Raw genomic sequence first — 8,260 nt, forward strand, 5'->3', positions numbered from 1 at the left:
AAACTTCCTACTACATCCTTAAGTGTTAGTTGTTTCATGCCCCTAACCCCATTGGGCGAGATTTAATCTTGTTCTTATCCGTTTGATCCATAATCAAAGCCGCGATTTCTAACCGATGTCTTCCCAGCTCTATTGCAATTTCAATGAAGCTTTTATCTTCTTCCCACATTTCTTGGAATCGAATCACTTCACTCTCATCGAATAACAAGTTCAAATCTTCTAACGCTACATACATGTTACGACGCGATTTCTTCATGTGCTTCCTTTGCTGTGCTGCGATTGTGTAATTCTCTTTGTCTATATCCGTTCCAAGTCTTGGCATCCCATTTCCCCTCCAGTTGTAATTGATGAATTTCTCTTAGTTCCGCCATAACGGCATGGCGATTTCTATCCACCTCTTCAGGACTGCGATTCCCTGCCTCGCAAACGCATGTGCCAAATTGATACATACCCGTTCCCATATCGTTTCTAATTACTCCAGTTCCGTTACATGCACACATTTCAATTTCCCCCTTTTAAAATGGCAATGCCTTTCTTCTATAATCCTTTGTATCTTTGAAAACAAGCGCTTTAAAGTTGTTGAAGATACGTGATACGATCCGTTCGTCATATGCACCTTCTAAACGTTCACCTGTAAGGTTTGTAGTAAATATAGTAGATTTACCTTGTCTACCATCGCAAACATCGAATAACACCCTATTAATGAAGTTTGTCGCTTTTGTATTAGCATCTAATGCGCCTAACTCAGCTCCCAAATCATCGACTATTAATACTTCCGCTCTTACTAAACTTCGAATGATTGAATCCTCAGTTAGGGATGAATCTTTATTGAATGTACTTTTAATCTTCCGTAGTAATTCTCCAACTGTGACGAAGACAACTGATATCCCTGCTCCTGCAAGTTGATCTGCAATGGCATAATTTTCCCCGCTCCACAATTCCCGGCCATAATCGTATTAAATACCTTCTCATTGAGATAATCGGTTGCGATGACCTTTGCAAGTTCAAGGTTCTTTGCTCCTTCCTCGCTAGTAGGTTGGTAGTTATCAAAATTAGCTTTCTTAATGTTGCTATCGGCAATCATGCTTTGCTGGTGAAACATGAATTTCTTCTCATTAGCTTTATCCGCAACATATAAAGAAGTAGAAAAATCAAATCAAAATGATAAAAATCCATATTATTATTATGATATCGTAGTTTACCTTAACGATTCATTTGATAACTTACAACCTAAAGAACAATATGAATACTTGGTATCCATAGGTAAAATCATCAAGAAACAAAGCGGAACACCGCAAGGTAAGGATGGTGAGGGAGAGTTATACTGTGGAAAAGGCGTTAAATGTGAATTGTTAAATGTTGTATTAAAAACAGAGAAACATGAATACTACGCAAATTATAACCTACCTGGCTTAATTGGAGATTGGCTTCACTTAGATGATAAAGGCAAAAGTGTTGCCGAAAATAATATCATTTACGATGCAAGTGCTAAAGATGGAAAATATATCAAGCCTGAAAGCAGTAATCCATCACCTTCAACTAGTACTTCCTCATCAGCTAATGAAGAAGTAGAAAAGATTAGAATTGCAACCGGTAGGGATTGGGTTAAGTTGTCATTTGATGATAAGTTCATATATGTTCAAACTGTGATTGAATCCATGAAATCTTCAGGTAGATCAGTAACGGCCGATGCATATTGGTTTATTGATGCATTAAACGCCTACTATGGAGGCAGAGAAGAAGCCACCGTATCAGATAAAATAATTGATATTATGGCAATGTCCGGAGTTTCTGGTGGTGTAATCAAGTAAATTAGAAATATAGAATACTTTTATACAAAATATAGATTTTATTATAACCATCTATATAAATTTGACATTAAATTAATTAAACTTTATAAATAGATGTAGTAAAATAGAATCGGGTGGGAACCCAGATATATTTGTACTGTAAGAAACGGATTATGTAGATCAAGTAGGAAGAGGCACTTTGAGGGAAGTGCCTTTTCTTTATGGAAAAGCCAAATTAGGACCGTACATATTAGACATATCTACAATGTACGGTCCTTTTGTTTACTAGTGGTTCACTTATCTAACCTAAAGATAAGTATGTGGTCCTTTTACAATTTGAATTTCTGTTTAAGCTTCTTATATTTTCTATACGAACGTCTAACAATGTTTAACATAAAATACGGTATTTTAACAGGGAAAGGCAATTTATAAATGAAAGGCAAATAAAATGTAAAATATGCCTTTTCTAGGTCTCTCCACTTACTATCTTCTTTTGTTTTTAAGAAATCAGATACATCGACTACATATCCCCTTCCGTTTTCCATCATCACATTTTTCCCGTGAACATCACAAGGAGTTAATCCTTGTTCCCTTGCATACTCTAAAGCTTCATTGATATCAAGGATCACCTGCTTAGGAATTTTAATCCCCTTATGAATAGCATCGTATAAGGTAATTTCTTTTAAACGTTTCAATACTATGAAATTTTCTCCTTTATATATAAGCTTCGAATAAGAAGGATGATTCCCGATTCTTCGGTATACTTCTGACTCTTTTTCAATTCCTTCTCCTTCTCGCGCGTAAACTTTCACTACCCAATCTTTGTATTCTCTGTGCATGAATACTGCGGCATAATTACCTTTCCCTAAACACTTCCAAAGTCTAGGAATATCTTTAACTACTACAGGCTCGAATGCATCCTCACTTCTTATGCTTACCTCTTTTAATAATTCGTCCTTTATCAATCCCACAAAACTATTTATACTCATCATTCCCACTCCGGTTTTGCTAAACGGGGTACCACCCCATCCATCAACTTAAGAATTTTATAACACCCCAAAACAAAAAAATTATATATTTTCACATGAAGATGTCAATTTTCTCGTTTTGGGGGTATTTGTATTTCTTAGCTTGATAGTAATGGGGTACGGACTGCAAATCAGAAAAAAATCACGCTAAGAGTTCTTCAAAAATGCTAGCGATACCCCAAATAAAAAGAATGCAGATTAAACAGCTTCATTCTTTTTATTCATCCTCATTTTTTGTTATAGAAAACACTTTAAAATCCCCTTTAAACCCTGCTTCTCTGATTCTCCTTTCCTATACTCTCTGGTTCATTTTACTCCTTTATATAATACACTAACGTTCATTTCTTGGGATACAACACTTCCATTATACGACCAGGATTAACTCCTTCAAAATTTCACCCATATAACTAATCGTTCTAAAAGGTACACCTTTTAAAACACACTCCTTCCTATAGTAAAACCATATCTCCCCTATAAATTTGATAAAAAACATTATTCAATATTTGTACAACATAGGTGAAAATTCCTAATTAGAAAAAAGGTGGATTTCTCCAATATCCATTGGTAAATTATCACCATTCTTACCAATGAGGGCTGCGGCTCTCTTTTTTCATTTCAAAATGAGAAAATATAATTCTTTTAATATAAAATATTACAAATATTCAACTTGTTCCTTTTGATATTATTAAGTATTATAAACACGAGGGGGAAATAGTAAATATTTGGATAGTAATTCTATTTTTCTAAAAATATATTAATGGAGGGGAAATATGTGTTTAAAAAGTGGAAAGTAGGTATGGTTGCTTCTCTCCTAGCATTTACAACGTTTACATCCGTTGTTTCTGCAGAAGAAAAATCTAAAGATCAACCAAAATGGGAAGAATGGGTAAAGGAGCATGCAAAAAAATTAAACACGCCTAATGCTCAGACAACTGAAGATTTTTCCTTTTTAAAAGAAACAGTACAGGATAAACGTATTGTTCTTCTCGGTGAAAGTACACATGGTGCCAAAGAAATAAACCAATCTAAAGTACGGATCATTAAGTATTTGCATGAAGAAATGGGATATGATGTACTGGCATTTGAATCTGGATTTGCAGAAGCAAATGCTGTTAACCAAAAACTGGACCGATTAACTGCTACTCAAGCCATGAAACAATCTTTAGAAACCGTATGGCATACAGAAGAAATTGAGGAACTGTTTCATTATCTAAAAGAGCAAAAAGAAAAAGGGACTCCACTGATTTTAACTGGATTTGATACTCAAATTTGGTGGAATTCATCTTTCCCACAATTTGCAAAAGAATGGTTAGAGAAAATTAGTCCTGAAATTGCTAATGATGTTGAATTAGCTGATAAAGAATTGGTCAATATAGAGCGGACATTTACCCCAAAAGATAATCAGTATCCGTATGACCAATATAAAAAGGAGATTCAGCCAGTAATAGACACATACGAAAAAATCAAAGCATTTATTCAAGAGCATAAAACTGAATTACTCGAGATCGCGCCAGTTAATACATATGATGTAAATCTGTTAGAGAAAGCCATTAGTATACGAATTGATACGATTAAAACTCATCAAGATGCTAAAGTAAAAGAAAAAAACTTCATATTCTCACCGAATCCAAAAGCGTCAGAGTTCTCATTTTATATTCGAGATCAGAAAATGGGACAAACTTTAGCATGGTTAAGTGATATTCAATACAAAAACAAAAAAATCATCGTATGGGGACATAACTATCATATTCGAAAACAAAATTCAAAGATGATACTCGATTTTACTGATATACAAAAACATAACTTTGTAGCACCGACTATGATTGATTACATGCCTAAACGTATTAAAGATCAAATGTACATGGTCGGTGTGTACGCTTATAGTGGAAGCAGCTGGAATAGCGATATTAGTGAAATAGTTCCTGTAGAAACTGATCACACGGAACAGAGTATTGAGAAAATATTAAGTGCTGTACAATACCCACATATATTTGTCAATTTAAAAGGTGAAAGAAACCGTCCAGAAACCTCTTGGATGTTCTCTCCTACTGCGGGAAGATACTGGGGTCTGAAAGAATCTGAAGAAATAATGAATCCAATTGAACAATATGATGGTATTCTATGGCTAGACCATATTACACCATCGCAAATGAAATAAGTAATTGAAGTAGGTCACAATTACTTTGTTATGGAAAACAAACAATCAGATGAAACAATAAATGTACAATATAACTTAACATGGGAAAATAATATTTGGATGGGAGTCCAATACATATTATTAAAATTAAGATGGTTCAAGTCGGAGGAAGGCACCTTTTGGTGTCTTTTTTTACGGTAAGGCATTACTCCTCTTTTCTTTTTAATTTAAACTTAGAACTAAGTGTAGCCTTGAAATAAAGTTTGATTAAATTAACTTAATAAACCTTGATAAAAGAGCAAATAAAAAAAGCGCGGTTCGAAAAAAGATTGTTCAAAACACGCTTTTTCTATATTCAATTAAATCATCCTTTTATAAAAAAGTTTGATAATTTTTGTGATCATTCCTCCATTAAAGCGCCCAATTGTTGAAGATCAATTAATTCATTTTTTTAAAACTTCCCCCTATTAAATTTCAATAAGTATAGGAACAATCATTGGCTTTTTCTTAGTATGTGTATATACATATTGTCGTATTGATTTTTTTATTTGTTTTTTCATTACATTCCATTGGTTTCTATTTGCTTCTTGTAGCTCGTTAACAGTTTTTATAGTAAGTCGATTAACGTCTCTTCGGAGTTCCGAGAAATCTCTATCCACAAATCCACGAGAAATGGTATCGGGTTCAGAAATCAGTTTTCCTTCCGATTTGCTCATAGTTAAAACAATCATGAGCATCCCATCCTCTGAAAGTTGTTTGCGGTCTCGTAACACAATTTCCCCAATATTATCGACATCCCCCCCGTCTACGTAGGTATTCCCCACCGGTATTTTCCGGGTCTGACGGGCAATAGTATGTTCAATATCGACGACATCGCCATTATTGATGATAAAAGTGTTTCCTTGCTCTACTCCAACGGATTCACCTAACAAACGGTGATGGTGTAGCATTCTAAATTCACCGTGAATGGGAATAAAATATTTTGGTTTCATTAATGTAAGCATTAGTTTTAAATCTTCTTGATAACCATGGCCAGAAACATGCATTCCGGATGTACTTCCTGATCCATAAATCACTTTGGCTCCAAGTGCAAATAAGTTGTCTACGATACTTGTGATATTTCGTTCATTCCCGGGTATTGGACCTGCTGCAAAGATAACCGTATCTTCAGGTAAAATGTCGACACCGCGAAAGTCTCCAGTGGACAGGCGAGCAAGAGCAGCCAATGGTTCTCCTTGACTCCCCGTGCATAAAATGGCCACCCTTTCAGGAGCCATTTCATTGATTTCATGTGGGGCAATTAACATTTCATCTGGAACTGTTAAATAACCACGTTCCATAGCAACCGCTACGACATTAACCATACTTCGTCCAAGCAACGCAAGTTTTCGATTTGTTTTTTGCGCTGCATTCACGACTTGCTGAACGCGACTAATATTTGAAGCAAAGGTAGAAACAATAACTTTGCGTTCGGCTTTCATGAAAACTGCTTCCACATGTTCACCTACCATTTGTTCCGATGGGGTCAAACCAGGACGCTCTGCATTGGTACTCTCAGACAATAGAAGCAAGACCCCGTCTTTGCCGATTTCAGCCATTTTATGAATATCCGAATTCTCATTATTCGCAGGGGTTAAATCAAACTTGAAGTCCCCCGTATGTACAATATTACCCTCTGGTGTGTGAAAGACTATTCCCAAGCAATCAGGAATACTATGGGTCACTTTAAAAAAACTTACACTTATTTCTCCGATTGTCAAGTTTGAGTTTGAGTTAATTTCAATAAGTTCACTTTCTCCTAGAAGTTTATGTTCTTTTAATTTGATTTCAATTAATCCTAGTGTGAAGCGTGTGGCATAAACGGGTACATTCAATTTTTTTAAGAAGAACGGGATCCCCCCGATATGATCTTCATGTCCATGTGTGACAATTAAAGCCCTGACTTTATCTTTATTTTCTACTAAGTAAGCTATATCAGGGATAATCAAATCAATTCCTAATAAACTTTCATCTGGAAACTTATTGCCACAGTCGATAATCACGATATCGTTTGAATATTCGATTGCATACATATTTTTCCCGATTTCATTCAAGCCGCCTAAGGCAAAGATAGAAACTGCATTTTCTATTGTACTCAAATTTATATCCTCCCATTTTTAATATAATCTTAGTATGCCCTTTGGGTTTCCTTTTATCAGTGGGTTGAATGCTCGATCTTCCTATAAAAAAGGAAACTCTAGACTTGTTTTTTCTTAAAAATAATGAATACAACATTGATGTCTTAGTTTCCCACATCGTTATCGAGGTCTTTCCTCCCAGTGAGGCAGCTTCTTGGATTTAAAGCTATTTTCCCTTTTAGGGTGATATAGTCCTTAAGATCTTAGTTGGAATTTCATTCTGTTTGACACATATCCCCAGGCTATCTGGACATGATAAAAGATGAGGTGACTGACATGAAGGATAAAATATTAGAATTAGTACCAGGATCGATAAAAAAATTACTCCAGAAAAAAGTTAAAGATGGAAACCGATGCATCATTGATTTGGTTGTGGATGATGCAACTGCTTATGGATTTGAACCGGAGCAAGTAATCCCCTGTATCATGGCGGGTTATTATGTTTATGAATCCACCACCTATCCCAGTGAAATGGAGGAAGAATGGAAGCTGAACTTGGTTTTTCATGCGGCCAATCGCTCGGCAATGAAGCTTTTGTCTTATGGGAAGTATAAAGCGAAACAATCTGAAAGTGGATGGATGAGATATACAAATCCATAAGGTTTACTTAACATACACTAACTAGCTTGGTGAGTATGAGGCACCGTCACATGCCCATCAACTTGAGATCTTGGAATACCCCCAAGTATTTTGGTGAAAAAAAGCCGAGGCTAGACATGCACACACATATAAAACCAAAATAACTTAACCATCTATGTACATTTTTCATTCTTCCCCCTCCTTAAACTACATTTTATCATTCCCTCTTGTTTTTGGGTGTGAGTGCTGGCTGGTCGTGTGGTGATACCCCATGCCCATCAAGCTAAGAAATACAAATACCTCCAAAACGAGAAAATTGACATCTTTATGTGAAAATGTACAATTTTTTTGTTTTGGGGTTTTATAAAATTCTTAAGTTGATGGATGTGTGGTGCTACCCCACATCCATCAACTTAAGGATTTAGACTATTCTTAAACTTAAAAGCACGTTACTATTTTCTTATGTTAATGAGAAAGGGTGACGTGCTTTTTATGAATATGCATCAAAAACAAGAGCTGTCTTTATTTGCCGAAGAGTTATATCGATAT

Annotated in this window: 7 protein-coding genes and 1 pseudogene; 3 read left to right on the top strand and 5 right to left on the bottom strand. The window is 35.4% G+C overall.

Going from position 1 to position 8,260, the window contains the following annotated elements; translation table 11 throughout:
* Positions 1-34: 34 nt before the first annotated feature.
* The 3 genes and pseudogenes from MR065_RS26325 to MR065_RS26335 form a co-directional block, all read right to left on the bottom strand.
* Positions 35-322 (bottom strand): helix-turn-helix domain-containing protein, encoded by a 288-nt coding sequence (locus MR065_RS26325; RefSeq protein WP_242215647.1) that lies wholly within the window; start codon positions 320-322, stop codon positions 35-37.
* The gene (locus tag MR065_RS26330; RefSeq protein ID WP_242215648.1) at positions 237-500 is read right to left on the bottom strand and encodes a hypothetical protein; all 264 of its coding nucleotides are present in this window, start codon (positions 498-500) and stop codon (positions 237-239) included. The genes MR065_RS26325 and MR065_RS26330 overlap by 86 nt, the downstream gene beginning before the upstream one ends.
* A 15-nt stretch (positions 501-515) precedes the next feature.
* Positions 516-1,135 (bottom strand): annotated as a pseudogene (locus MR065_RS26335) (ATP-binding protein); the annotation flags it as partial.
* Here MR065_RS26335 and MR065_RS26340 point away from each other — a divergent pair.
* Positions 1,101-1,811, top strand: coding sequence for a hypothetical protein (locus MR065_RS26340; protein ID WP_242215649.1), 711 nt, complete (start codon positions 1,101-1,103; stop codon positions 1,809-1,811). The pseudogene MR065_RS26335 and the gene MR065_RS26340 overlap by 35 nt on opposite strands.
* 308 nt (positions 1,812-2,119) lie before the next feature.
* Here MR065_RS26340 and MR065_RS26345 read toward each other — a convergent pair whose 3' ends face one another.
* Positions 2,120-2,779, bottom strand: a complete 660-nt coding sequence (locus MR065_RS26345) for a protein kinase family protein (RefSeq protein WP_242215650.1) — start codon at positions 2,777-2,779, stop codon at positions 2,120-2,122.
* Between the two features lie 811 nt (positions 2,780-3,590).
* Between MR065_RS26345 and MR065_RS26350 the strand changes: the two genes are divergently transcribed.
* A complete protein-coding gene (locus tag MR065_RS26350; protein WP_242215651.1) occupies positions 3,591-4,976 on the top strand; it encodes an erythromycin esterase family protein in 1,386 nt (461 codons plus the stop codon).
* Positions 4,977-5,422: 446 nt separating this feature from the next.
* On the opposite strand, the gene MR065_RS26355 is transcribed toward MR065_RS26350, so the two are convergent.
* A complete protein-coding gene (locus tag MR065_RS26355) occupies positions 5,423-7,093 on the bottom strand; it encodes a ribonuclease J (RefSeq protein WP_242215652.1) in 1,671 nt (556 codons plus the stop codon).
* A gap of 315 nt (positions 7,094-7,408) precedes the next feature.
* On the opposite strand from MR065_RS26355, the gene MR065_RS26360 reads away from it, so the two are divergent.
* On the top strand, positions 7,409-7,732 hold the full coding sequence (locus tag MR065_RS26360; protein WP_242215653.1) for a hypothetical protein: 324 nt from the start codon (positions 7,409-7,411) through the stop codon (positions 7,730-7,732).
* Positions 7,733-8,260: the final 528 nt, after the last annotated feature.

Source organism: Bacillus cereus group sp. BfR-BA-01383, from assembly GCF_022663495.1.
Lineage (GTDB): Bacteria > Bacillota > Bacilli > Bacillales > Bacillaceae_G > Bacillus_A > Bacillus_A cereus_AU.